The organism is Bacillus sp. JJ1773, from assembly GCF_036962035.1.
Classification (GTDB): Bacteria; Bacillota; Bacilli; order Bacillales; family Cytobacillaceae; genus Cytobacillus.
The window spans coordinates 110,577-135,688 of the sequence record NZ_JBALNX010000043.1 but is presented as its reverse complement, the minus strand read 5'-3'; the positions used below and the strand labels follow the sequence as shown (position 1 = coordinate 135,688).

Annotated in this window: 26 protein-coding genes; 5 read left to right on the top strand and 21 right to left on the bottom strand. The window is 37.1% G+C overall.

All coding sequences use genetic code 11. The features are described 5' to 3' along the window. Nucleotides 1–94: 94 nt before the first annotated feature. From lepA to gpr, 4 genes are all read right to left on the bottom strand, one after another. Complete coding sequence (gene lepA, locus V7127_RS12675) at nucleotides 95–1,930, bottom strand: translation elongation factor 4 (protein WP_438824001.1); 1,836 nt, start codon at nucleotides 1,928–1,930, stop codon at nucleotides 95–97. 230 nt (nucleotides 1,931–2,160) lie between these two features. Continuing rightward, nucleotides 2,161–2,505: a YqxA family protein gene (locus V7127_RS12670; RefSeq protein ID WP_335486509.1), complete on the bottom strand. Its 345-nt coding sequence runs from the start codon at nucleotides 2,503–2,505 to the stop codon at nucleotides 2,161–2,163. A 19-nt stretch (nucleotides 2,506–2,524) separates the two neighbouring features. Next, nucleotides 2,525–3,730: a stage II sporulation protein P gene (gene spoIIP, locus V7127_RS12665; protein ID WP_335486506.1), complete on the bottom strand. Its 1,206-nt coding sequence runs from the start codon at nucleotides 3,728–3,730 to the stop codon at nucleotides 2,525–2,527. Nucleotides 3,731–3,798: 68 nt separating this feature from the next. After that, nucleotides 3,799–4,923, bottom strand: a complete 1,125-nt coding sequence (gene gpr, locus V7127_RS12660; RefSeq protein ID WP_335486503.1) for a GPR endopeptidase — start codon at nucleotides 4,921–4,923, stop codon at nucleotides 3,799–3,801. A gap of 242 nt (nucleotides 4,924–5,165) precedes the next feature. On the opposite strand from gpr, the gene rpsT reads away from it, so the two are divergent. Beyond that, the gene (rpsT, locus tag V7127_RS12655) at nucleotides 5,166–5,432 is read left to right on the top strand and encodes a 30S ribosomal protein S20 (protein WP_335346877.1); all 267 of its coding nucleotides are present in this window, start codon (nucleotides 5,166–5,168) and stop codon (nucleotides 5,430–5,432) included. Between the two features lie 67 nt (nucleotides 5,433–5,499). On the opposite strand, the gene holA is transcribed toward rpsT, so the two are convergent. Next, nucleotides 5,500–6,525, bottom strand: coding sequence for a DNA polymerase III subunit delta (gene holA, locus V7127_RS12650; RefSeq protein WP_335486580.1), 1,026 nt, complete (start codon nucleotides 6,523–6,525; stop codon nucleotides 5,500–5,502). 367 nt (nucleotides 6,526–6,892) lie between these two features. Here holA and V7127_RS12645 point away from each other — a divergent pair, with 367 nt between their 5' ends. After that, nucleotides 6,893–7,027, top strand: a complete 135-nt coding sequence (locus tag V7127_RS12645) for a YqzM family protein (RefSeq protein WP_315665644.1) — start codon at nucleotides 6,893–6,895, stop codon at nucleotides 7,025–7,027. A gap of 71 nt (nucleotides 7,028–7,098) precedes the next feature. Here the strand turns inward: V7127_RS12645 and V7127_RS12640 are convergent, their stop codons facing one another. The 3 genes from V7127_RS12640 to V7127_RS12630 form a co-directional block, all read right to left on the bottom strand. Beyond that, nucleotides 7,099–9,237 (bottom strand): DNA internalization-related competence protein ComEC/Rec2, encoded by a 2,139-nt coding sequence (locus tag V7127_RS12640; protein WP_335486499.1) that lies wholly within the window; start codon nucleotides 9,235–9,237, stop codon nucleotides 7,099–7,101. Nucleotides 9,238–9,522: 285 nt separating this feature from the next. Next, nucleotides 9,523–9,933: a deoxycytidylate deaminase gene (locus V7127_RS12635; protein ID WP_335355300.1), complete on the bottom strand. Its 411-nt coding sequence runs from the start codon at nucleotides 9,931–9,933 to the stop codon at nucleotides 9,523–9,525. A 97-nt stretch (nucleotides 9,934–10,030) separates the two neighbouring features. Beyond that, entirely contained in the window at nucleotides 10,031–10,663 is a 633-nt protein-coding gene (locus V7127_RS12630; protein WP_335355299.1) for a helix-hairpin-helix domain-containing protein, read from the bottom strand. Between the two features lie 87 nt (nucleotides 10,664–10,750). Here V7127_RS12630 and comER point away from each other — a divergent pair, with 87 nt between their 5' ends. Beyond that, nucleotides 10,751–11,578 carry a late competence protein ComER gene (comER, locus tag V7127_RS12625; protein WP_335355298.1) on the top strand — a complete coding sequence of 276 codons (828 nt, stop codon included), beginning with the start codon at nucleotides 10,751–10,753 and terminating at the stop codon, nucleotides 11,576–11,578. Nucleotides 11,579–11,667: 89 nt separating this feature from the next. On the opposite strand, the gene V7127_RS12620 is transcribed toward comER, so the two are convergent. The 8 genes from V7127_RS12620 to V7127_RS12585 are packed head-to-tail and all read right to left on the bottom strand — an operon-like array spanning nucleotide 11,668 to nucleotide 16,731. Continuing rightward, nucleotides 11,668–12,423, bottom strand: coding sequence for a class I SAM-dependent DNA methyltransferase (locus tag V7127_RS12620; protein WP_335355297.1), 756 nt, complete (start codon nucleotides 12,421–12,423; stop codon nucleotides 11,668–11,670). Further along, nucleotides 12,420–12,776, bottom strand: a complete 357-nt coding sequence (rsfS, locus tag V7127_RS12615) for a ribosome silencing factor (protein ID WP_335355296.1) — start codon at nucleotides 12,774–12,776, stop codon at nucleotides 12,420–12,422. The genes V7127_RS12620 and rsfS overlap by 4 nt, the downstream gene beginning before the upstream one ends. Next, nucleotides 12,773–13,348, bottom strand: coding sequence for a bis(5'-nucleosyl)-tetraphosphatase (symmetrical) YqeK (gene yqeK, locus V7127_RS12610; protein WP_335486497.1), 576 nt, complete (start codon nucleotides 13,346–13,348; stop codon nucleotides 12,773–12,775). Before yqeK ends, rsfS begins: the two co-directional genes overlap by 4 nt. Next, nucleotides 13,338–13,907 carry a nicotinate-nucleotide adenylyltransferase gene (locus tag V7127_RS12605; protein ID WP_335486494.1) on the bottom strand — a complete coding sequence of 190 codons (570 nt, stop codon included), beginning with the start codon at nucleotides 13,905–13,907 and terminating at the stop codon, nucleotides 13,338–13,340. The genes yqeK and V7127_RS12605 overlap by 11 nt, the downstream gene beginning before the upstream one ends. A gap of 41 nt (nucleotides 13,908–13,948) precedes the next feature. Next, nucleotides 13,949–14,239: a ribosome assembly RNA-binding protein YhbY gene (gene yhbY / locus V7127_RS12600; RefSeq protein WP_335355293.1), complete on the bottom strand. Its 291-nt coding sequence runs from the start codon at nucleotides 14,237–14,239 to the stop codon at nucleotides 13,949–13,951. A gap of 4 nt (nucleotides 14,240–14,243) precedes the next feature. Beyond that, on the bottom strand, nucleotides 14,244–15,074 hold the full coding sequence (gene aroE / locus V7127_RS12595; protein ID WP_335355292.1) for a shikimate dehydrogenase: 831 nt from the start codon (nucleotides 15,072–15,074) through the stop codon (nucleotides 14,244–14,246). Nucleotides 15,075–15,108: 34 nt separating this feature from the next. Further along, nucleotides 15,109–16,212, bottom strand: coding sequence for a ribosome biogenesis GTPase YqeH (gene yqeH / locus V7127_RS12590; protein WP_335486491.1), 1,104 nt, complete (start codon nucleotides 16,210–16,212; stop codon nucleotides 15,109–15,111). A gap of 3 nt (nucleotides 16,213–16,215) precedes the next feature. Then, a complete protein-coding gene (locus V7127_RS12585; protein WP_335486488.1) occupies nucleotides 16,216–16,731 on the bottom strand; it encodes a YqeG family HAD IIIA-type phosphatase in 516 nt (171 codons plus the stop codon). Nucleotides 16,732–17,105: 374 nt separating this feature from the next. Here V7127_RS12585 and V7127_RS12580 point away from each other — a divergent pair, with 374 nt between their 5' ends. Next, nucleotides 17,106–17,246 (top strand): sporulation histidine kinase inhibitor Sda, encoded by a 141-nt coding sequence (locus V7127_RS12580; RefSeq protein ID WP_335346890.1) that lies wholly within the window; start codon nucleotides 17,106–17,108, stop codon nucleotides 17,244–17,246. 99 nt (nucleotides 17,247–17,345) lie between these two features. Here the strand turns inward: V7127_RS12580 and V7127_RS12575 are convergent, their stop codons facing one another. Then, nucleotides 17,346–18,146, bottom strand: a complete 801-nt coding sequence (locus V7127_RS12575) for a phosphatidylserine decarboxylase (protein WP_335486485.1) — start codon at nucleotides 18,144–18,146, stop codon at nucleotides 17,346–17,348. 153 nt (nucleotides 18,147–18,299) lie between these two features. Between V7127_RS12575 and pssA the strand changes: the two genes are divergently transcribed. Next, nucleotides 18,300–18,839, top strand: coding sequence for a CDP-diacylglycerol--serine O-phosphatidyltransferase (gene pssA, locus V7127_RS12570; RefSeq protein ID WP_335486482.1), 540 nt, complete (start codon nucleotides 18,300–18,302; stop codon nucleotides 18,837–18,839). Between the two features lie 124 nt (nucleotides 18,840–18,963). On the opposite strand, the gene V7127_RS12565 is transcribed toward pssA, so the two are convergent. The 4 genes from V7127_RS12565 to V7127_RS12550 all read right to left on the bottom strand — a co-directional run bounded on the left by V7127_RS12565 (nucleotide 18,964) and on the right by V7127_RS12550 (nucleotide 24,946). Continuing rightward, nucleotides 18,964–20,511 (bottom strand): glutathione ABC transporter substrate-binding protein, encoded by a 1,548-nt coding sequence (locus tag V7127_RS12565; protein WP_335486478.1) that lies wholly within the window; start codon nucleotides 20,509–20,511, stop codon nucleotides 18,964–18,966. A gap of 17 nt (nucleotides 20,512–20,528) precedes the next feature. Next, the gene (locus V7127_RS12560; RefSeq protein ID WP_335346894.1) at nucleotides 20,529–22,013 is read right to left on the bottom strand and encodes a chlorohydrolase family protein; all 1,485 of its coding nucleotides are present in this window, start codon (nucleotides 22,011–22,013) and stop codon (nucleotides 20,529–20,531) included. Further along, entirely contained in the window at nucleotides 22,010–23,521 is a 1,512-nt protein-coding gene (locus V7127_RS12555) for an amidohydrolase family protein (RefSeq protein WP_335486475.1), read from the bottom strand. The genes V7127_RS12560 and V7127_RS12555 overlap by 4 nt, the downstream gene beginning before the upstream one ends. A gap of 210 nt (nucleotides 23,522–23,731) precedes the next feature. Further along, nucleotides 23,732–24,946, bottom strand: coding sequence for an amidohydrolase (locus V7127_RS12550; protein WP_335486472.1), 1,215 nt, complete (start codon nucleotides 24,944–24,946; stop codon nucleotides 23,732–23,734). Between the last annotated feature and the right edge of the window lie 166 nt (nucleotides 24,947–25,112).

Here is a 25,112-nt window from a genome sequence, read left to right as displayed (position 1 = left end):
AACACACCCTTATTATTTATTTCATTAAAAAAGAGGCCGGAGCTGCTTTTATTTTGACAGCATTTCCAACCTCCTTTTATAGAATCTATCTATTTTACTTCTTTTTGTTGGTATCGTCCATTTTCAAAACAGCCATGAAAGCTTCTTGAGGAACTTCTACCGATCCTACTTGCTTCATGCGTTTCTTACCTTCTTTTTGCTTTTCCAGCAGCTTACGTTTACGGGAAATGTCTCCACCGTAACACTTCGCTAATACATTTTTCCCCATTGACTTAATGGTTGAACGAGCAATTATCTTCTGGCCAATTGCCGCTTGGACTGGAACCTCGAATTGCTGGCGTGGAATAAGTTCCTTAAGTTTTTCTACAATTATCTTTCCACGGTCATAAGAGAAATCTTTATGGACGATAAAGCTCAATGCATCTACTTTTTCTCCGTTTAAAAGGATATCCATTTTAACGAGCTTGGATGGCTTATAACCAATTAACTCATAGTCAAACGAAGCATATCCTTTTGTGTTTGATTTAAGCTGATCAAAGAAATCATACACAATTTCAGATAATGGAATTTCATAAGTAATATTAACACGAGTCTCATCCATATACTGCATATTAATAAAGATTCCGCGTTTTTCTTGGCAAAGCTCCATAATCGCTCCAACATAGTCATTTGGCGCCATCATGGTTGCTTTTACATATGGCTCCTCAACGCGTTCAATTTTTTGCGGATCTGGCATTTTGGATGGGTTATCAATTTTAATATTGGAGCCATCTGTCAAAATGACATCATATATTACACTTGGTGCTGTTGTAATTAAATCGATTTTGAATTCACGCTCGATACGCTCTTGGATAATCTCCATATGAAGGAGTCCTAAAAATCCGCAGCGGAAGCCGAACCCGAGAGCCTGAGATGTTTCGGGCTCGAATTGTAAAGCCGAGTCATTAAGTTCAAGTTTCTCTAAAGCTTCACGAAGATCATTAAATTTGGCACTGTCGATTGGATATAATCCGCAAAAAACCATCGGATTCAATTTACGGTATCCAGGAAGAGGCTCGGTTGCGCCATTTTTTGCATTTGTAATGGTATCACCCACACGAGTATCGCCAACATTTTTGATTGCTGCGGTTAAGAACCCTACATCCCCAACAGTCAGCTCTTCACGGACTTGTGCTTTTGGGGAAAAGACACCAACTTCAACTACATCGAATTCCTTGCCAGTTGCCATCATTTTAATTTTGTCCCCAGCTTTTACTGTTCCTTCGACTACTCGGATATAAGCTACAACTCCACGGTAAGCATCGAATAACGAGTCAAAAATAAGTGCTTTTAGAGGGGCGTCCGGATCTCCTGTTGGTGCAGGAACCTTTTCTACGATCTGTTCTAAAATGTCCTCAATACCGATGCCAGCTTTAGCGGAAGCAAGAACAGCCTCAGAAGCATCAAGACCGATTACTTCTTCTATTTCATTCCTTACACGCTCTGGGTCAGCACTAGGAAGGTCTATTTTATTAATGACCGGCACAATTTCTAAATCATTATCAATTGCTAAATACACGTTTGCTAGTGTCTGTGCTTCAATCCCTTGTGCTGCATCGACAACTAGAATGGCACCCTCACATGCAGCCAAACTGCGGGACACTTCATAAGTGAAGTCGACGTGCCCTGGGGTATCGATTAAATGAAAGGTGTAAGTTTCTCCATCTTTCGCATTATATTTTAATTGAACTGAATTTAGCTTTATTGTAATGCCTCGTTCTCTTTCTAAATCCATAGAATCTAGCAGCTGATCCTTCATTTCTCTTGACGTTAAAGTATTCGTCTTTTCTAATATTCGGTCAGCTAAAGTGGATTTTCCATGATCGATATGAGCGATAATAGAAAAATTCCGTATCTTTGATTGTCTATTAAGTCTATCTTCTCTGTTCATTATTTCACTCCTACATAGAAAAACGCATGCGCTCTTTGCGCCAGTGTAAAACATCTAATAAAAAATATCTTCCTTTTAACGCACAAAATATGCACTATTTTTAGATTATAGCAGTCCGTTTATGAAGATTCAATGCCAGTGGCTGATTAATATACGATGAAACAAAAAATTAGTTTCACTTCGGATGTATTCTAGTATAAAACAAAAACGGCTGCATCGATGCAGCCGCATTATTTTTCTCTTATTAAATCAGTTATGAAATGCACCACGGTTTCAGTCATAGTGGAAATGCCTTCAGATAGCTTCTTTCCCATTGTTGAAAAAAAGTTATAGGCTTTCATTTCCTCCAGCTTCGCTTTTTTCTGCTCGAGGTCATGACTTGAAACATCATTGCCTAAAATGGATGCTTGCAGACCTCCACTGTCATTCTCCTGTAAGGTGAATGCTCCTTTGAAATTTGCATCATTATAGCCTTTCATCTTTGTTATCCCTTCACTAGCCTGCTGCATGCTAAATAATACAACAATAAACATGAGTATTGTAAGAAAAAAGGTCTTCAACATAAACCATTTCATAACTGATCACCTATCTATACTATTTCTTTTCAGACTGTTCTTGTACAGGATTACTAACACTTTCCGCTTGCCAATAAAATTCGCTAAATACGTCTGCTAGTGCCTCTGCCGACCGATTTAATTCTTCAAATGTGTTATCAACACCACCAAATTCAATTAATATGGCATTTTCTGATAAATCCTGATTATATATACCGTTATTGCCCGATCCTTGCTGAGGCAGAACCCCCCTGCTTAAACCTTTGTATTTTTCCTCGAGGCTTTTATGCAATTCATTGGCTAAACGTGCATTCTTTTCATAATTCGGATGCTCTGTTCCAATGACGAAGGCTAGCTTTGCATATGGTTTTCCATTAATCTCTTTCGTTGTATCCTTTTTTCTATGGGAATCCCGATGAATATCAATTAAATAAGTCAAATTTCGGTCGTTACTCGTTGCTGCTTGAACAACTGATCTAGACTCTTGATAGGATCGCCAATAATCCCATCCTTTTTCATTCAGCTTTGCTTGTATATCCGTCTTTTCAACCGTTGTCCCGATCCCTTTCCGCTCCAGTTCTTCCTTTAGCTTATCGCCAATTTTAGTAACATTTAATTGGGAATGATGGGCAAAATCGGGATTAGCCACATCCTTTAAATACGGAAGAAAAGATTCCGTATTATGGGAAAAATATAAATAAACGACTTTTCTATCACCTGTAGTGTTTATCGATGGTTCCGCTGTTTTTTCTCCGCTTGGCTTCTCTAAATCCTCGATATTCTGAAGTGTAGCTTGCTGTTCAGCCCTAAGGAGCTCAATGGGCGGGGCGGATTCAAATGGCATATTCGTATAATTCGTGCCCTCACCTGCGACTAAAATTTCCTTGTCATATATAGAGAAATAGGGTAATTCCCTTCCCAATAAACTTCTTGGATCATCTAAATTGATATTAGTAGAAAGTTTAAATAACATGTTCATGATGGTTGGGGAGCCCGTCTGATCGTCCAAGCTTTGCATAAAATGATGGTTTTCCCAACCAAGGAAATGATAGAGCATTTCTCCAGTTATTTTATTAGCAGCCGTATTTACAGATGATGAGCTGATTCTATATTCGGGTTTTAACACAGTTAAAACACCGCTCAGTGAAAAAATCATAAATAAGAACAGCAGAAAACCGCCAAATATTTTTAGTAAGCTTGTCCCTTGTATAAACACAGCAATTCCGTTCGTTTTAATAGGTTTCATTCTTCCACCTCTCTTTGCTAGTCTAGTAATTCATATGACTTCGCTAGAAAGGATAGAACAGAAAATATTTACCTTGTATAAAAACCTGCATTTTCTTGGTCAACATTTTGATGTAATGCCGCGTTTAGCCCATTGGCAAGAAGATTTGCCATATCCTCAATAAAAATATCTACTTCTTTCGGTGTTACCATTAGGTTATGTCCAATCGGAGAGAGGACTTCATATATTAGTTTTCTCTTCTCCTCATCAGGCAGTGTTCCAATCATACCAAGGAAGGTTTTTCTATGGTGTTCTTCTGGCAGGTCTTCTTCAGTCAGCTTTCTGCGTTCGCCAAAGCTCATTCCTGCAGGAGCCAACGATCTTGAAGGTCTGTCCCCTTCTCTCATTTCTTTCCCGAAGTGTTTTAGTATATAGTCGATCGTATCACTTGTGATAGATACAGCGTCAACAACAGTTGGAACGCCAATGGCAATGACAGGAATCCCTAATGATTCCTGGCTAATTTCTTTTCGCTTATTTCCAACGCCTGAACCAGGGTGAATTCCAGTGTCTGAAATTTGAATGGTCGAATTTACTCTTTCTAATGAACGAGAGGCAAGTGCATCAATGACAATCACAAAATCTGGTTTTGTTTTATCAACAATTCCAAAGATGATATCACTAGTTTCAATACCTGTTAGCCCCATAACTCCAGGAGCAATAGCACTGACAGGACGATAGCCCTCTTCAACACTTTCAGGCTGTAATTGATAGAGATGTCGCGTGACAAGAAGGTTTTCACACACTTGCGGTCCAAGAGCATCAGGAGTTACATTCCAATTCCCCAGTCCGACAACTAAACAGGAGGCATCCGCTTTAATACCTAGCTGCTTCAAAAACTGAGCAAGCTCAGAGGCAAATATTTTGACAACTTTTTTTTGCATTGGTGTATCTTGCTGGCGAATGCCTATTGCTTCTAGTGTTAAATATTTTCCTTCTTTTTTCCCTAAAGATTTGGCTCCTTCTTTTGTCACTTCAACATATGATACTTTAATATCATCCTCTTCTTTTTCTTTAATGATAACCCCTTCAATATGCGAAAGATTTTCTTCCTCTTGAATATGTTTATCGCGATCCGCTATGACCATTTCCCGTGCTTCAATAGCCAAATCTGTTCTAATCGAATATTTACTCAAATCCATTGACTTTTCCATATTGAATCCCCCTCGCATCTTTTGCTATAAGTTAGACTATTTACTATTCTTTCCTTTTCTTAGCAAAACATTCAGTAAAACTCCTAACTTAAGTTGTCCGAAATTAGGAAAAACTAAGGGAGAGTATTGCAAAATTCCAGCGTGTTTGATAAAATATCACTTGTTCTTAATATTAAATTGTTAATGAATGTTTATGTCGAGTTATAATATAATCTCGATGCTGCCCTCAGGAGGTGAATGGAATGCCAAATATTAAATCTGCTATTAAGCGTGTGAAAACGAACGCATCTAAAAACGCTCAAAACGCTACTGTTAAATCTGCTATGCGTACAGCTGTTAAGAAGGTTGATGCTGCTATCGTTCTTAACGATGCTGCTGCTGCGAAAGAAACTTTCGTTGATGCTGCTCGTAAATTAGACAAAGCTGCTTCTAAAGGTCTTATCCACAAAAACGCTGCTGCTCGTAAAAAGTCTCGTTTAATGAAAAAAATGAACACTTTAAACGCGTAAGCTTGCTTTGGCTATCTTCCTAAAGATAGCCTTTTTATTTTGCAAAAAAACGACCAATTAGGTCGTTTTAATTTTGTTTACTATGTAGGCGAAACAGAAACATCTCTATTAGCAATTCTTTATTCATACCGCCTGTCTTCATTTGAAAATCGGCATCTGCTAATAATTTCATTATTTGTGCTAGCTCTTTTTCATCAAAAGCTTGAGCCTGTCCTGCAGCTAGCTTAACGCGGAAAGGATGGACCTTTAAGGCCCCTGCAATCTGCTGTTGGCCATATCCTCTTCTAGCTAGCTCCTTTACTTGATAAATCAGCCTAAATTGTCCAGTAATAACAGATAAAATTTTGATCGGCTCTTCATTTTGCTTAAGCAGATCATAATAGATCCGTAAAGCCTCCTCAATTTTCCGTTGCACAATCTTATCTACCAGTGCAAATATATTTTGCTCTAAAGAACGAGAAACCAATCTTTCAACTAATTGGAGATCAATTCTGTTGCCCGCACCTGAATATAGTGCAAGCTTATCCATTTCACTCGTTAGTAAAAACAAATTTGTACCTGCAAGAGTTAGCATGTATTCGACTGCCTGATCTTCTATTTCAACACCATTATAAGCAGCACGTTTTCTAATCCATCCTTTTAACTCCGCTTCATTCAGCTTTTTGGCCTCCAAAACCGCTGCACTTCTTTTTAATTCCTTCGTAAGCTTTTTCCGTTCATCTAATTTTTCATAAGGAGCAATAAAAACAACAATGGAATATGGAGATGGTGCTTTTATATAAGCCTCCAGCTTTGCTAAATTATGCTCCACTTTTTCTTTTGTTTTCTCAGATGTCAGAAAAACAGGATTATGTAAAAAAATGAGTCTCTTTTCACCTATAAAAGGCAGTGTCTCCGCATCTTCAAGTGCAGCATCAATCGGTGTTTCTTCTAAATCATAGGAGGAAAGGTTAAAATCCATGTCGGCCTCAGTAAGGATATTGGAAATTAATAACTGCTTTGTTTCATTAATAAGAAATGATTCCGCTCCGTATAATAGAAAAATCGGAGAAAGATTTTTTGCTTTAATTTGCTTCCATAATTCAAAAACCACTGTCTTTCTCTCCGTTCTCATTGGGATATCTTTATCCTAATGAACCTTGTCCAATTTGACAAGTAACAAAGTGTACACAAATGTCCTAGTTGCTCAAACTTTACCATTCATTTTTCAGACCAATTGTAAAGGCAATAAGGAATTGACACGAACCGATCTTGTGCCAATTCCCTCATCTATAATGAACGTCGGAACATGAGGCCTAGGATACTCAAGCCACGACGGTGCATCACTGTATCATTATTGTGACCATTCAAGTTTAACTTATTTGTGACAACTCTTGTCACTAGAGGAAATGCTGTTAGAGGAAAGCTAGATTTTTTCTTCGCTTTAGCTTATACTATAATGGAAATAGGAGGGGTAGACTGTGAATGAATTTGAAAAAGACGTCCAGTATAAACGCAATGATGCTATTGACTCTGGAGTAGGATTTATCGTATCTTTCGGTTTCTTTGCAACGTTATTTATTATTGCAACAGTCGTTAAAGTAGTAGGCTCTTAATGACTACATAGGAAATTTTGGAGGCTGCAAATAGCAGTCTCTTTTTCAATTCCTGATTTATTTACTACATCTTATGGCATCTGCGTAGAAAAGGTTCCTAGGTCTCCTTTAAAATAATAAGTAATGGCTCCATTTAGATCTGTCCGTAATACTTTAATACTTCTTTCATCTAAGCTATTTACTATTTCTTTATTTGGGTGGCCGTAACGATTGTTCCTGCCAGCAGAAATAACGGCAAGCTTTGGTTCTATTCGATTTAAGAACGAACTGGAGGTAGATGATTTACTGCCGTGGTGACCAACCTTTAATACATCAATTTTTAAATTATGATAACGGCTAATTAATTTTTCTTCCCCGCTCTCCTCCAAATCCCCTGTAAACAGCCATGTTAATCCCCCGATTTTTGTAAACAAAACAATGGAACCATTATTTCTTTCTGACTCCATTTCCGGTTGAGGAGATAAAACTTGAAAATTAACCTTACCTTCCGTCCAGTTATCACCCGATTTTGTAAAATAGTAGGGAATCTTTTTGTTTTTAGCTTTTAATAGGATCACTTTTTCAAGCTCTGAAAGCTCCTCGCTTTTTGGTAAAATAATATTCTTCACTTTCATTTCTTCTATTATTGCAGGAGCGCCTCCTATATGATCTGTATCCCCATGCGTTAAAATAAGCTTATGGATTGTCCTAATTCCCTTGCTCTTTAAATAAGGTACGACCACATCCTTACCAACCTCATATTGATTCTTTCTTAACTTCCACTCCTCTGTATGGAACCTTAATGTACCTCCAGTATCAATTAGGTAGTTCCCCTGACTGTGAGGAAGTCTTATGAAGATGCTTTCCCCCTGCCCAACATCAATAAAGGTAATCTCTCCGTATGGAGATAGAAAATTTACAGAACCATGCAGTAATAATAAGAGGGTCGGCAGGATTAGAATGATCAGAGACTTTTTTATCCCCCTCATTTTCTCCCATAAGGAAAAGTAACAGGGGAAGATGATCAAATAAAGAAACAAAATGATGAAATGAGGCCTTCCTAAAGCAATCGTTGCAAATGGCAATTGAGCTAGCCCCCCAGCAATACTATCCATCCAATAAATAATAAAATTCATTAAATTCACGAGAAAGCTAATGTTCCCGCCAAATAAAAGATGTAAGAGGAAGATGATAAATAAGGCAGGCAATATGAATAATGAAAATAGAGGTACAAACAGAATATTAGCTAGTACAGAGATGAATGAAACTTCAAAAAAATAGTAAAACATGATTGGGGTAGCCGCCAGCTGGCAAATGAAAGAAGTGGCAAATAATAATGAAATCGGATTAGAAAATCGTTTTAAGATAATGGGGGCGGATAATATTAGGGAAAAGCTTACGCCAAAGGATAACTGAAACCCAACATTATAAATAACATAAGGAGAAAAAAAGGTATATAAGATGAAGACAATGCCTATTACATCAATGGTTAAAAGTGAAAAGTTCCTTCCCCATTTTTGTAGAGCTAAAAATATGATCATCATAAAAACAGCACGAATGACAGAAGGGGAAGCACCTGTAATAAGGGCGTAGCATGGCAATAATATAAGCAAGGTAGATGTCATTTTCTCTTTTGGCATCCCTGCCCGTATGCCAAGAAAGAAAATCATCCCAAAAAGCATTCCAACATGAAGACCCGATATGGCTAATAAATGAACGATCCCGAGCTTTTGATAGGCGGTTAGGACGTCTTCTTCAATATAATTTCGATCTCCAAACAGCAGAGCAATAGCTAGGGGCGCTGTGTCCTTTGGAAAATAATTATGTATATATTCAATCCCATTTTCTCTAAGTGTACGGAAAAAAGATAGTGGTGTTTCCTTCTGAGGCATACATTTGGAGGGTGTTAAGTAATCTGCTTTTAATATCCAATAAGTATGATTTCGGTAAAGATACTCCTTATAATCAAAAGCATATTGGTTTGTTGAGGAGTATGGCATTTCTAATGAACCTCTGATTGAACAAGCCATCCCTGTTTTTAACCATTTTAGTATATCAGCTTTTTCTTTTTCAGTTTTTATTTTATACGTAAAAATTAGCCTTTCATTATGTTTTAATTCTTTGGCTGTTCCAGTAAATGTATCTCCATCTACCTTTAGATTTTCCTGCAGGTAAACAATAAAATTTGTTTCACCTTGAACTAAACGGCTGAAATTTTCTCTTTCGATCATTTCACTTCGCAAAAAAAATATGGTAAAAAAAAACACTTACTGCAAGAAGCTGCCTCTTTGAAAAATTTTTCTTTTTATAGAGAAATATTAACAGAAATAATAGAGTCATACAGATAAAAACATTGATAAAGCTTGCTAACATTCCCATCAGCGAGGCAACGGTGAAATAAATCCATTTGCCTTTCATTTTATCCTTACTCCTTTATCCATTTGTTTCATTGTTCATTCCCTTAAATGGTTAAAGGCATAGGTAAAACCCTACACCTTTTAATTCGATACTTCCTCTTAAGGAAGATGAACCACTTCAACGTTTTTCAAAAAGTATTCATTATATTTATTAGGATAAGCGTGTCGATAAACAATTTTACTAATACCGGATTGAGCAATTGTCTTAGCGCAATTTTCACATGGCTCATGAGTCACATAGGCAGTAGCCCCTTTTAATAAACTCCTATCAGCATGCAGAACCGCATTAAGCTCAGAATGAAGAGTTCGAATACATCTTCCCTGATCATTTATTAGGCAGCCTATATCTTCACAATGGTCATGACCATGAATGGATCCATTGTAGCCAGTCGATACAATATGCTTATCCTTAACAATTACACAGCCCACATGTAATCTTGGGCATGTCGAACGGGATCCCACCTCAGTTGCAATATCTAAAAAATATTCATCCCAGCTTTTTCTTCCCACTTTCTCTACTCCTTACAATAAATTTTACGAACCTTTCAAAGACTTTTTCTTATAAGCCAAGTTTAAGCCTCATGTCAAAATGGGTCAATATTGTTTTCTATTTTACTTTAATACTCTCTCTCAATTTCTCAAAGGTTTTTTCCCCAATTCCACTGATGGATTTTAAATCTTCAATCGCTTTAAATGGACCATTTGTCTCGCGAAACTCAATAATAGCCGCGGCTTTGGCAGGCCCTATTCCTGTCAGGGTTTGTAATTCAGCTTCATTGGCTGTATTAAGATTAACCTTTCCATCATTTTTTGCCTGACTTGCTCCTTGGGACCCTCCCCCTCTTAAAGCCTCAACAGCTTCCTCAGATTCCTCACCCATTTTCGGTACATAAATAACCATCTCATCCTCAACCCTCATAGCAAAGTTTATTTTTGCTTCGTCCGCTGATTCAATTAATCCACCAGCCTTGTTAATGATGTCGATGACTCGGTCATTGCTTTTGGCTTCATATACTCCAGGCTTTTCTACTGCTCCCTTTACATCAACATAAAGGGTCTCATCGATTATTGCCTCCTCCAGATTTTCAGCACTTATTTGCTCACTTGATAGAATGAGTTCATGTTCTTCAAAGACCGTACTTTGATCCTGCACTGGCTGATAAATAAAATAAAAGGCTGCAATACAAGCAGCTAAACCTGTAATAATGTAAATTTTGTGCTCTTTAATCAAGTGTAACAACTATATCATCCTTTCATATTTAGCATATTCTATTAAGGAATTTCATAATGTATAGGAGAAAGCTCGCTTGTGAAGGAGGGAAGGACATTGAAAATTGGAATGATTGGTACTGGTAATATGGGAAGAATACTAACAGAAGCTTTAATTGATGGGAAAGCCGTTTCCCCTTCTTCCATAACAATAACCAATCGAACTTTAACAAAAGCTTTGGAAATAAAGGAGAATTATCAAGAAATAAATGTTGCATCAACTGGGAAGGATGTGGCGGAGAAATCCTCGCTCATCTTTATTTGTGTTAAGCCACATGATGTTCACAACGTCATTAAAGATATTACCCCGTTTCTAACGAAAGAAAAATGTATCGTTTCGATCACGAGTCCAATTAGTGTTGATCAGCTAGAAAATATCGCAACTTGTTCCGTTGCAAGAGTCATACCAAGTATTACAAATCGAGCACTTTCAGGTGTTTCTTTATTATCATTTGGAAAGAACTGCAAGGATGAGTGGAAATCAATTATTAAAAAGATGTTTGGCGATATTTCCAGGATTGTTGAAATTGAAGAAAACATTACGAGAGTGGCTTCTGACATTGTTAGCTGTGGACCAGCATTTTTCAGCTATTTAACACAAAGGTTTATCATGGCAGCAGTAAATGAGACAGAAATTGACCAGCAAACCGCTACAACACTTGCTGAAAATATGTTAATTGGTATGGGAGATCTAATGAAAAAAGGATACTATACTTTGCCAACGCTGCAAGAAAAGGTTTGTGTAAAGGGAGGCATCACAGGGGAAGGAATCAAGGTGCTCGAAAAAGAATTAGGTGATGTGTTTGAAAAAGTATTCCAGGCGACACATGCAAAGTTTGACGAGGATATTAAACAGGTAAAAGAACACTATACTCTCAATATTTAATTATTCTTTATATAATTAAAAAATCCTTCCTATGTAAGAAATAAATTTTTTATAAATTAAAGAGCCAGCTGCATAAGCTGGCTCTTATACTAGTTTCTAGAGGCTTTTCTGCAAATAAAAAAGATTCGTTCAGATTGATCTTGTGGAGGAATATTTTCAAAATCAGCAGTAACTTCAAGGAGTTCAAAGCCTGTTTCCTGAAGCCAATTCTCATATACATCAATGGGATAAGTCCTCTGATAATGGATTTCATCATAACGAGCATACATGCCTGTCTCATTGTCTAAAACAAAAAAACTTAGATCATGCTCTACACTGAAAGGATATTCACCTTCAAAGCAATGCCAAATAAAGCTTATCTCCTCGTCATTCGCAGTAAAGGTTTGATCCGTAAATATTTCCATGATTTTATGAAGTGAGTGTACATCAAAGATAAAGAGACCATTACTAGACAAATGCTGATAGACACGTTGAAATGTCGCAACAACCTCTTTTTCTTCCTGTAAATAATTTATCGAATCACAAAAAATGCCAATAATGTCAAAATTACCTAAACCATCGAGTTCAGCCATGTTTTGCTGATAAAATTCCATGGCAAATCCTTTTTCATCAGCTTTTGCCTGTGCGACTGTTAGCATATCCTCGGATAGATCTACGCCCGTCACTTGAAATCCTATCTCAGATAACTTCACAGAAAGTTCCGCTGTCCCACAGCCTAGATCAAGTAGTTTTTTTCCATTTACTTCATAATTCTTTGCCTTCTCTAATACTAATTCTGCCCATTTATCATAAGGGACATCTTTCATGAGCTGATCATAAAGATAGGCAAACTTTCCATAGCTCATTGATTCAGCTCACTTTGCACATTTTCAATTGGTGCATCGCCCCATAATCGTTCCAGATTATAATAGCTTCTTTCATCACGGTGGAAAATATGTGCAACAACATCCCCTAAATCTACGAGGATCCATCTTGCTTCATCAAAGCCCTCAATTCTTTTAACTGTATATTCCTTTTCCTCTGCCTTTTCCTTCATTTCACGTGCAATTGCCTGCACCTGCTTATCAGAATTTCCATGGCAGATAAGAAAGTAATCAGCAATTAAAGAAATACCCTTCATATTTAAAACAATAATATCCTCTGCTCTTTTATCATCAGCAGCCTTAACAGCGGTTAGTAGCAATTCTTTTTCTTTCATTCAATCAGTCCTCCCGATCTCATAATTAAGTCATTATATGTGTTAAATGTAGCAGGAAAAACCGGCTGTTCTTTTTTCATTAAAAAAAAGATCGTATTTTGAATTGATTTTATTAAAGCTTTTTCCAGGCTTTCCTTTGCTATTTCACGAACTTCATCAACCCCGGGAAAATGTCTTCCAGGCTCGATATAATCAGCCAAATAAATTACTTTTTCAAGTATGGTCATATTAATTCGTCCTGATGTATGGTATCTGATGGCGTCTAAAATTTCAACATCATCTATTCCAACTTCATTTTGCACTAGAAATGCCCCAACTGGCGCATGCCAAAGTTCACTATTGTATAGAAGAAGCTCTTTCGGCATTCCTTCATCGATAATGATTTGTTGCATTTCCTCTTTTGGTCTAAATTTAGCATAATCATGGAAAATAGCAGCAAGCTCTGCATTTTTCACATTAGCACCATACTTTTCAGCTAAGACCAAGGCCGTTTCCATTACTCCAATCGTATGATGGTAACGATGGTCCGTTAATTGTTTCTTAACTATTTGTAAAGCAGATTCACGATCCATATAATTGATTCTCCTTAATATAATTCCTGACTGAATCGGGAACGAGATATCGAATCGTCTTATTTTCCAGCAGTCGATTCCGGATTTGACTGGATGAAATCTCCACGTCCGGAACCTCTGCATATAATATTGGATAATGGCTTTCATTACTATAAGATGGTCTATTTACGCCTATAAATTGAACCATCTTAACCAACTCATCAATATTCCGCCATTTTGGCAAGTACTCAACCATATCAGCACCAATAATAAAATAAAATTCCTTATCAGGATGCTTTCTTGTAAGAATCTTCATGGATTCATATGTATAGGAGGGACCTGATCTTTCAAGCTCTAATAGCTCTATTTTAAAATTAGGATGCCCACTAATTGCAAGCTGTAATAATTTTTTCCTATCTGCTTCTTTTATGGCATTAGATTTTTTTTTATGGGGAGGCTCCTGATTCGGCATAAACCAAATTTCATCTAAGTCATAAACATTCAACACTTCATTTGCAATAATTAAATGTCCCAGATGTGGCGGATCAAAGGTCCCTCCTAGTATGCCGATTCTAATCATGTGAATTCCTCCCAACATTCTTTCATGCTTAACGAAAAGAATTAAGGTAAATTGATTTGCTTATTTTCACGTGATTCTTTATAAAGCACGATTGTACTTCCAATAATTTGGACAAGCTCTGCTCTCGTTCCTTTTACTAATTGTTCAGCAACGATGTCCTTATCCTCTTCACAATTTTGCAGAACGGATATTTTCATTAATTCGCGTGCTTCAAGAGCCTCATCTACTTGTTTAATCATATTTTCATTTACGCCACCCTTACCAACTTGAAAAATCGGATTTAGGTGATGTGCTTTAGAACGCAAAAAGCGTTTCTGTTTTCCTGTTAACATTTTGTTATCCTCCTAGTTGTGAAAGAACGATATCTCTCATACGATTCGTATCTGGGAAAATCCCTGTCCATTTTTCAAATGCAAGTGCACCTTGGTACACAAACATATTTAAGCCATTTTGAATTGTTGCACCTTTGCTTTTTGCTTCTTCTAGAAATCTTGTTTCTAATGGATTATAGATGATATCGCTTGCTAATGCTCCAGCTTTCAAATTATGTAACGAAAGCGGTAAATCTTGAACTTTTGGCGCCATACCTGCAGGTGTTGTCTGAATAACTAGATCATATAATCCAAGATTTTCTTCCGCACTTTTTATATCATACACATTGGAATCGACTGAATATGGACAATCATTCTTAATTACCTCTGCCTTTAATACTGTCCGATTACAAATATCCAGCTTTTCAACTCCAGCCTCCGCAATTGTGAAATAAATAGCTCTTGCTGCACCACCAGCACCGATAACCAATACTTTTTTATCCTTCAAATTTGGCATTTCCTTATGCAGCCCTTTAACATAGCCGCTGCCATCAGTATTATAGCCAATCAGTTTGCCGTCCTGATTCACAACTGTGTTTACAGCTCCAATTGATTGTGCAAGTGGATCAAGTACGTCAAGCAATGGAATAATCGTTTCCTTATGTGGAACAGTCACATTAAACCCTGAAATCCCGATGGCTTTTAACCCCTTTATAGCATCTGCTAAATCCTCTCTCTTGACGTGAAGAGGATGGTAATGGGCATCTATACGATAGGCTTGAAATAAATCATTATGCATGGCAGGTGACATGGAATGGGCAATCGGATCCCCTATAACGGCAAAAAACTTTTTCACAATTTCTCTCCCCTTTAAATACGATTGCCAGAATTTATATTAATGATTTTCTTAATAAGGCATGAACACCCTTTGGAACATATGCAGCTACCTTTGCCCCAGGTTCATTGACTGTAATCCAGCCAAGACCTGAAAAAACTATATCCGTTTTTCCTTCTTTAATTGTAAATTCATGTTTAACAAGTTCCGGGAAGCTGTCTATTTGTTCCATCCTAGGCGGCGTTAACATTTCACCAACATGGTTTTTGTATAATTCATCTGCATTTTCCAATTTTGTCCGGTGAAGATTTAAATCATTGGAGAAATGGCAAACAAAGGATCTGCGTCCGCCTGTTTTATAGTCAAAGCGCGCTAAGCCTCCAATAAAGAGGGTTTGCCCCTCATTCAGCTGAAAGACTGTCGGCTTTATTTCTTTTTTCGGCGTAATGATTTTTAAATCACGCTTATCAACATAATGAGCCATTTGGTGATGATTTATTATTCCTGGCGTATCAACAAGTGACTTCCCATCCGATAAGGGGATTTCAATGATATCAAGAGTTGTACCTGGAAAATGTGAGGTTGTGATCACATCACCTTCTCCTGTTACCTCTTTTAAAATTCGATTAATAAATGTTGATTTCCCAACATTCGTACAGCCAACAACATAAACATCTTTACCTTTTCGATATACATCAATTGCTTCAGCCACCTCAGAAATATTTTTCCCTTTAGCAGCACTTACTAGAAAAACATCTTCTGGCTTAAGGCCTAGCTCTTTTGCTTCTTGCTTCATCCAATTAATTAACTTATTGTGTTTAACCGATTTTGGCAGCAAATCGACTTTATTCCCTACAAGCAGGATTTTATTTTTTCCGACAAACCTATGCAGTCCCGGCAGCCAGCTCCCGTTAAAGTCGAATATATCAATGATTTTCACAATCAAAGAATCACTTTTACCTAGTTCATTTAAAATTTTCAGAAAGTCATCATCCGTTAAATCAACATCCTGCACTTCATTATAATGTTTTAAGCGAAAACAGCGCTGACAAATAATCGCTTCCTTTTCCAGCGCTGATAAAGGTGCATAACCAATTGCGGCTGGATCTTCAGTTTGAATCTTCACACCGCAGCCTATACAAATATATTGTTCACTCACAAATTAATCCTCCCACTGAATCATGCCTTTTTTCCTAAACCAATTTAAGATTAATCTCTCCACTTTACGATTGAACCGAGTAATAAAACCATCAGTCTGCGCAACTGGAACAACAAGAATGGTCCGAAATCCGCTTCGGTTACCGCCCAAAACATCAGTTAATAATTGATCGCCAATAACGACTGTTTCCTCTTTCTTAAGACCCATTTCTAGTAATGCTCTATTAAAAGCCCGTCCTAAAGGTTTTCGAGCCAATGGGATAAAGGGGATGTTAAGCGGCTCAGAAAAAGCCCTAACCCGATTATCATTATTATTTGATACGATCGTAATCATGACATTACTATTTTTCATTTCTTCAAACCAATTTATCAACTTTGGTGTAGCATTCGGTCGATCCCATTCGACAAGGGTGTTATCTAAATCAGTAATAATTCCTTTTATGCCGTATTCCTTCAACTTTTCAGGGGTAATCTCAAATATACTTCTAACATGCTGATCCGGTAAAAATTGCTTCAACACGATATATAACACCTCTATTTACTTCTTTATTATAAAACGAAAAAGAAAAGTAATAATTTGTACTCATCATAAACAATTTTATTCTCTCTTTCAAACATAGGCTTAATCTGAGCTAATTAAGAAATTTTTCGACATTTTTTTCTCAAGAAATTTCTGTGGATAACTTTATTCACATTAAGCACACTCATTTATATGACTTCCCACCTTTTACTAACAACTTAACCACAGGTTATCCACTAAGTATTGTGGATAACAGAACGGTTGTTCTAAAGAAAAAAGTTTGCTAGAGTATGATTACAACATAAATCTTACATTATATGTATGAAGTCAATTATATAGAATTCTAAAATTAAAATTCATGGAGGTGAATGGACATGCGAAAGCTGTCAGACGAACTATTAATCGAATCCTATTATAAAGCAATCGAGTTAAAGTTAAGCTCAGACTTTATTAACCTAATAAAGACGGAAATTCACCGACGTTCATTGTCACATAAGATTAAAGTTTCATCCTAATGCAATGTTCCTTTTTAGTGGGGGTTACGGCTTTGTGAATTCACGATAAATATACCGGCCCCCGCAGAGCACCTTTTTTCCTCTTCCAAAACGTTATTTCTACTGTGTGATGTTCTTGTCATGATTAATATGGCCAACCCGCTCACCCACTTTTATGTCATATGGTGTTTTAATCGTTGACATTGGGGTAAAACTGTTTTTTTCGAATAAAAGGACAACCGTTGAGCCGAAGGAGAAATAAGCCATTTCATCACCCTTTGCCAATTGATCACCATTATGTATCACTTCTATTGAATTCACAAACATAGCCCCCACCTTAACAATTGAAAGCTTGCCGTTCATATGCTCTACTTCAGTTATGGTCCGATAATTTTTTGACAGTGCATCTTTTCCATATTTTAAACCATATTTATTAACTGGGTAGGATTTCTGACCCAATGTCCATTGGTCAAGAACACGGCCGGTAACAGGACTATGAATCCGATGATAATGACTAGGACTTAAATAGAAGATCATGTAGCAGCCATCCGTATATTTATCTAGCTTTTCATCATTCCCCATCATCTCTCTAATGGAATAATCCTTTTCTTTTACTGTAATAATATGTCCCGGCTTTATTAGGCCAATGTCTTCAATGACTGCATCAACCGGGCTCACAATGGAATAGGGATCTTGATCAATAAAACGTACTCCTTCTTTAAGAGACCTCGTAAAGAAATCATGCAAAGTGGGATATTCCGCTAATGTTTTCCCCATTTCATCCTGGTTAATTTGATAAGCTTTACAAAAAGATGGGACGAACAGGCGGCTTGTATTTGAACGAGCAAACCTTTTTAATAGTCCTGAAGTTATTTTGCCGTTCGTAAGCTCAATAAAAAGCCGATAAAGCGATTGTTTCATTCTTACACCCCCAATATACTCTTTACGGTCAGTACTAAAAAGATTAAAATTAAATATTATTAAATAAGAACAGTAACGTGCTTACTTGTGAATCTAAAGCACTTAGGACGACAACTAGACATATGATATCTTACCTAAAAAGGAGTGTGGTAAATGTTTTTAAATGATATTTTAGATCAAACCATAAAAAAACTAAAAGCACAAACTGCAAATGTTATCACCTTAGCGAATTTATCATTAGGCGGGTTTGCCATTATTTTTGCCTTAAAAGGTAATTTAAATTTAAGTTTGCTGCTCATTTTTGTCGCAGCACTTGCTGACCGGTTCGATGGAATGATTGCTAGAAAGCTTCAAATTGAATCGGAATTAGGGAAGCAATTAGATTCCATGAGTGATATTATATCATTTGGAGTTGCTCCTGCACTATTAATATATCAAGGAATTTTATTTGAATTCGGGGCCCCCGGTTCATTTTTCACCATTTTTTATATTGGCTGTGGAGCTTTCCGCTTAGCACGATTTAATATTAGTGAGAACAATGGATATTTTACTGGACTTCCAATTACGGCTGCAGGCTGTCTAATCACATTGAGCTATCTAATGATTCCTTATTTTCCTGGGCCATTCTTTTTATTTATAACGATTATCCTTTCATTTTTAATGGTCAGTCCCTTTAAATTGAAAAAGGTATAGTAGAATACCTATCGCTTGATACCTAACAGAATAAATGTTATCCCAAATAAACACCATGGAATAAAAATTTGACCCAAAAGAGTTGTTTATTAACAACCTTTTGGGTCAAATTTTTGTTATTCACTTATTCAAAGAAGAAAAATCCAACTGGGTTCATCCAAACCTGATCAATACCCTTTGCAGTTACAGATAAATGCTCAAGAGTTCTAATCGGTATAAGAGGAGCTTCTTCTAACTCAATTTCTTGCAACTCCGCATACAATTCCATTCGCTTTTCCTCATTTGGTTCTTTTCTTGCGTCCTCAATTAACTTATCAACTACTGGATTTTTATAAAAGGAAAAGTTACCGACCGGTCCTGCTGAAGAGCTATGAAATACATTGTATTGATTGTAATCAGCATCTCCAGTTGCATTACCCCATCCGCCAATAAACATTTCAGATTTCCCTTCAGAAAGTGTTTCAATATAAACTCCGTACTCTAATACTTGTATCTCTACTTCTACTCCAATACCTTTAAGTTGAGATTGAATAACTTCTGCTAAATTAATACGTTCTTTACGATCATCGGTTACAATCGTTGTTTTAAAACCGTTAGGAAAACCTGCTTCTTTTAATAAGTTTTTTGCCTGATTCACATCATATGGAAAATCTTTTAATCCATCGTGAAAGCCAATCACCTTTGGAGCCATTGCTGATGCTACTTTAGATCCGACACTATTGTATACACCCTTTATGATTGCGTCCTTTTCGATAGCATGTGCAATCGCTTGGCGTACTTTCACATCTGTAAATGGTTCCTTTTCTACATTGAATCCAATATATTCAACACCAAATCCTTCTGTACGAAGAACAGACATTGATGAAGAACCCTCCACTCTATTTAGCTCTGTTACCGGAAGTTGATCGGCTACATGTGCTTCTCCTGTTTCGACCATTGCGACTCTTGTCGATTCTTCAGGGACTACTTTATACGTAAGTTTTTCAAAAGAAGGTTTTGTTCCCCAATATTCTTCGTTGCGAAGAAGGACCATTTCTTGCCCCGGTTTCCAAGATTCGAACTTGAAAGGCCCTGTCCCAACCGCATTGATTGATAAGTCAACTCCTCCTTCATTAAATGCTTTAGGACTAATAATGGAGCCTTCACTGCTTGCTAACACAGACAATAATGCTGAAAATGGATTATTTAAATGAAGCACTGCCGTATAATCATCTTTAACCTCAACTTCCTTCAACATGGAAAAAACTACGGCTCTCGGTGAAGCAGTTTTTTCGTCTAGCAGGCGATCGAAAACCTGCTTAACAGCTTCAGCGTTAAAATCGCTTCCATCATGAAATTTTACATCTTTTCGTAACTTGAATTCCCAAGTTAAATCATCAATCTGACTCCATTCTTCTGCCAATGCTGGAATATAGTTCGAGTCCTTATCCCTTGATACAAGACTTTCATATACTTTCCCATAAACATAGTTTGCAGTAGGATTACTTGATATGAAGTGCGGATCAATATTTCCTGCGTCCGCTTTTCGTGCTACTATTAATTCATTAATCTCTTCCTTTTCAACCTTTTCTTTCCCATCCACATTCTCTTTTGTAGTGGAACATCCCACGAGACCATACATTAATACTAGTAATAATACGATTAATTTATATGGCTTTTGTACAATACTCATTTTTTTCCTCTCCTTTTCTACTTTTCTATCTTTTGTTGTTCACTGTCACTATTCAAAGCTGAAGAAAAAAGTTTCTCCGGACCAAGACTCTGATAATCCCTAACTATATAACTTGCTTTAAGTTTTGTGAAATAATCCTTCCCTTTTTTCTTCAATTCTGTAAAATCTACTCCCGGTATGGTTCTGTCCTTCATAACAGTTCTACCATTAATAATAGACATCTTAATATCACTTCCTGAAGCTGCAAGGCACATTGTTCTGAAAGGATCATCAATATTGCCAATGTGAAAACCTGACATATCTACAACGATAATATCTGCCTTTGCCCCAGGTGCAAGTCGTCCTAAATCAGGACGACCTAAAAAAGATGCTCCTCCAATTGTGGCTGCTCTAAAAATATCAGCAAAGGTAGAACCTTGTACTTTTTTTGAAGTTATGCGTGATAATATTGCCCCTGTACGGATATTTTGAAAAAAGTCTGGCGGAAACGCATCGGTACCTAGTGCAAGTGGTATTCCCATCCCCAAATAATTTGAAAATGATTCCATTGCAACACCATGCCTCCCCAACACTAGGGGACAATGAATTACTGTTACACCTGTTTCGTGTAAAAGCTTCAAATCACTGCCATATTTTTCTTCTTCTCCTACATACTCAGCTGTATAAATTGCGTGAGGTATTGCCGTATTCTTATCAAGGAAACCAATATCATACAGAAAACGAATTGGTGTTTTTTGATAACGACTTACAATTTCTTTATATTCGAATTCACCTTGGGCTGCATGAAGGCGTACCGGACATTTTAATTCTTTACTATACTTTTTTGTTTTAACAAGAATATCTTCAGATTGGGTTTCAATTCTTTCAGGTGCAAGCATCCCTCTTATCAGCCCGTTATAAGCACCATCGTACCGCCGAACAAATTCAACCGCTCGCTCCAAACCTGCTTGACCCTCGTCTTCATCAAATTCCACAGTTATCTCTCCATTTGGTGACACGACTCTAATTCCGGATTGATAGCTTGGTCCTAAATATACACGTAAACCTAACATTCCTGCATGATGAACCGCTGCTTCTAGTTCTTTATATGTCTCTGCCCACTTTTTGTAGAAAACAGATGTAATCGGCATTGCAGTTGTAACACCATTTAGTATTAGCTGGGAATATGCATAAAGAGACTTGAATGCCTCTTCTTCCTCCGACATAAACTCTTTTGGTCCAGCATCGTAATACTCTTTTGACCAAAGCAGATTTTTGCGTTTTTCTTCTTCTTGTTCAACATGAATGGAGTCATGATCAATATCACCAAGTGCATCAAGATCAATAAAGCCAGGGCTAATTACAGCTTCTCCAAAATCGATTGTTTCATCAACCTGCCCATTGAAACATTCTCCAACATACAAGATAGTGTCGTTTTCATAAACAATTTCTGCATTGGTTAAAATTGTATGATCATTACCATCGAAGGCAATTACGTATTTTGCCTTTAGTTTTTTCTTCATAAAATTTTTACCTCCATTTTCTGCTCAAACTCTTCCTTATTAAAACGCCTTTCATCCAAATATGCTCTTGCATGTCCCCAAAAATAAGAAGTTGGCTGCATAAAAGGTTCCAATCCTGCTCTTTTAACTGTTGCCCAAGCTTCTTCATTTGCTTCGTCTAGTACCTGCTTCTCATCCACCGTATTTACAATTCTATTTTCCATTACTACATTACCGTCTACAATTACAGTATCAACATCACTTCCTACTGCTTGGTATACAAGACGGTGAACATGCATGAAAGCCGGAGTTAAATGTGGCTGATTAAAATTAACAGTTATTACGTCTGCTTTTTTGCCTATCTCAAGTGAACCAATTTCATCGTCCCAACCTACACATTTTGCAGCATCGATGGTGACCATCTCCAATAGTTTTCCTGGTGGTAAATAATAATAATCCCTAAGGGCTGCCTGTTGAAGAAGCTGCATACGCCTCATCGCTTGGAACATATCAAATGGGCTAATTGGTGATGTTCCATCTGTAGTAATTGCAACTGTAGTTCCCATTTCAATTAATTCAGTAACAGGTGTTCGAGCATTAATTGATCCAAAACCTGGTGATGCACTGACATTAGTACCTGTTTCAGCGAGAATTTTCACTTCATCGAATGATATCCCACGACAATGCTGTAAATGAACATCAGGGCCGAAAAGTGAAAACTCCTTTTCCTTAGCTGCAAGGTGAATCATTCCGCCAAATGCATCAGAATGAATACGCGTATCATATTTTTTAGCGATTGAACGAACCAGCCGAGCCTGCATTTTATCATGATCTGTCAGCCTATGAAGTGATTCCAGTGGCGTAGGTGCAGATGAATTGACAGATGTAACAATGACATAAGGAGTAATAAAAGCTCTTATATGATCATTATGTGAATGGTTAAGGGCCTCTATAACCGCCTCTGCTCCTTTAATAGCCTGATCAAAAGTAACCTCCTCGACTATTCGCTTTCCATCTTTCCATCGGCTAAATGACTGTGGCCACGGAGGGTTAGCCGGACCTGTACAAACAATTTCTCTTACTCCAATTTCTGTATAAGCCTTTGCATGATTTATGGAAAATATCGGATTATCCGAACGAGGTACAGACCCCATAACTGAAACTCCTGTTGTCACTCCACATTTTAATCGTTCGAGTGCTGATAACTTGCCTTCATAATACCAAAACTCATCGGTCACAAAGTGCTTATATGCAGTGGTTATTATAGGCATCCAATCTCCAATATTATCTGAAGCTATCGTTTTGAAAAGTGAATGGCCCCCGTGACCATGCGCGTCAATAAAGCCTGGCATTATAACATGACCTTTACAATCAATTACCTTCTTTGCCTGATACTTTTTATTTAAATCCTCTGAATTGCCTACATCAATAATTCTTCCTTTATTTATTGCTACTCCGCCATTTTGAAGTAACCGCCTTTGCTTATCCATCGTTACGACAAATCCGTCTGTTAAAAGTAAATCAATCAATAAAATGCTCCTCCTCTGTATTTCTGAATTTTTAATATATTTTGATTATGAATGGTGCTAAATATTTTGTTTTTCGTAATTTTTACTGCTTTTTATAGTTTTTTGTCTTTTTATTTTTGAAGCGAAAGAATTCATTTGTATCCATATTCCTTCACACATATTCCCTTCTATTCTTACTCCATGTTTTTTTAGTCAAGGAAGACCGCCTTCTCATGCGTTATTCTTTACAATATTGCCTTTATGAAGGACTGTTTTGACAGGTGCCCTTCTCGCTACTGCATGTGCGGAGCAAGTGGCATCCAAAAGAATCATGTTTGCAATATCTCCAACTTGTGGCCATACTTTTTCACCTAATTCGTTTAGTGGTGTAACCCCGCCTGATGCAAAGCCCCATGTTCGATTAAGGCTGTATTCATCTATTAATCTAAAACGCTCTCCTAGAATACTCAGCTTCTCTATTGTGTTTCCAGTTCCAAATGGAGACCAATGATCTGTTAAACAGTCATGACCAACTGATACAGAAACACCATATGACTTTAAAACCGGAACAGGAATGGTTGGTCTATTGATAGGTATCGTTGATGTTATATCAATTCCAGTATCCAGCAAAGTTTCTATCACCGGGATTAACTCTTGTTGTTCTAAATCTGCAAGCGCAATTCCATGACTAATTGTAACCTGACCTTCCTTTTTTGCATGTTTCGTTACTTCCGCCAACATATTAATTGTAAATGCACCCAGTGAACTTGGATCGTGTAGATGAATATCTATGCCTGTTCCTGCTTCAACCGCAATATCCATCATTGTTTCAAGAGACTGATTAATATTTCGGTCAACCGTAGCTGGGTCCAGTCCTCCTACAATCGTTGCACCATATTTCATTGCCTCTCTCATTAAAGAAGTTACACCGCTTCGTAACAATCCATGCTGCGGAAAAGCAACGATGTCATAGGTTAATTTTCCCTGAAAACTTTTAAAAGCTTGTACTGTTGCTTCTAGATTACTGAGCCCAATAACAGGATCTATATTACAATGTGTACGAATATGTGTGTGCCCCTGTGTTAACAGCAAATCTATAATTGCTTCTGCTCGTTCCTGTACAAACGGAAGTTGCTTTGGAAGAAGAGACTGTTCTTCTTCAATACGTGAAAATATTCCCTTTGGAGCAGGATTACAAGCTTTCCAAGGTCCAGTAAAATACGTTTTGTCTAAATGGATGTGCATATCACGAAAAGATGGCATTAGCAGTTTTCCATTTGCATTTAGCACATCAACACCATCTTTATGAACCGAAGAAGATACTTCCTTTACTCTACCGTTCTCAATAAACAAATCCATTAACTCTGTTTTTGTTCCGCATACCCTGTCTCCTTCATATTCAAAACCTGTTTCTACCCGTGCCTGCTTAATAAGTAAGGTATTCACTCTTTTTCACTCCTTTAATCAACCTAGAAAATAAACTTTGAACTTCTCCATATTTCATTTTCCAATTTTAATTATAAAGAAAGTTCTGTCGTGATTTTTTCATTATACCTACTATCTTTTTTAATATTTAAACTATTCTAATTAATACTATTTACTTTCTAGCTGA